This is a genomic window from Microcystis sp. M53603_WE2, assembly GCF_030065435.1.
Map to the genome: position 1 here is coordinate 1 of NZ_JASJFF010000542.1, position 1,031 is coordinate 1,031.

Annotated in this window: 2 protein-coding genes; both read left to right on the top strand. The window is 41.0% G+C overall.

Annotation, left to right across the window (positions count from 1 at the left end; all coding sequences use genetic code 11):
• Positions 1-281 precede the first annotated feature (281 nt).
• Entirely contained in the window at positions 282-611 is a 330-nt protein-coding gene (locus PX481_RS11245; RefSeq protein ID WP_002759400.1) for a hypothetical protein, read from the top strand.
• Between the two features lie 53 nt (positions 612-664).
• A complete protein-coding gene (locus PX481_RS11250) occupies positions 665-1,018 on the top strand; it encodes a DUF4164 family protein (protein ID WP_002759401.1) in 354 nt (117 codons plus the stop codon).
• Positions 1,019-1,031 lie beyond the last annotated feature (13 nt).

Here is a 1,031-nt window from a genome sequence, read left to right on the forward strand (position 1 = left end):
CCAATAAGTAGGGCTTGCTGAATAATGGTAAAACCCTTTTAAAATAAGGCTTTTGACCTGTTAAAGTCCGATGTTAGTGCAAGAAAATAGGATTGGGACTTTCAAAAACCTTGCATTATCCTTCTTATAGTACATAAATTGGTACAAAAAACAATGGCAACAAAGCCCGAAACGACCGGCTCCTGACTCCTGACTCCTACCCCCAGGAAAAACTTTTTCAGCAGACCCCACTTATAATAAATGGCCGCTCAAAAACCCAAACTGTATAGAGGTATGGCAAAATGTCTAACGAAACCGTCACCTATTCCCTAGAATCGGTCCTTAAGGAAATTAAAGACAGCATCAAGGAAGTCAATCAGAAAATCGATACCCTGCAAAGAGATGTAAATGATTTAAAGGTAGGACAAGCTAAACTAACTGAGAAAGTCGAAGAGATGGATAAAAGACTAGAAAAAGTAGAAAATGAGCAATACACTCTAGTTAAGGCTATTTCTGACCTACAGGGTTTTCGAGGTCTGATTGTCCCTATCCTTATCGGTGCCATGAGTGCCGCTATCGGTGCAATTATCACCGTTGCTATCAGAATTCTTTTCCTCGGTAACAATCCCTAAAATTCTCCAGTCTCACACCCCGAAAACTATTGATAACTTTAGGAGTCTAGCAAATGTCTAACGAAACTATCACCTATTCCCTAGAATCGGTCCTTAAGGAAATTAAAGATAGCATCAAAGAAGTCAACCAGAAAATCGATACTCTGCAACAGGATGTCAATCAGAAAATCGACTCCCTTGAAAAACGGATTGACGAGAGATTTGACAAGGTGGAGGACCGGTTGACGAAACTGGAGATAGGCCAAGCTGATTTAAAAGGCGATATTAAAGTATTAGACGAGAAAATCGAGGGATTAACGGTACGGGTTGCTTATCAGGAGTTCACCAACCGGGGGATTCTGATAGCTTTGGTGGTTGCTGTCTTGGGAGGTGCTGCTAAACTTTTTGGTTTTTTCCCCAATCCCTAAAAGTGGCTCCTAG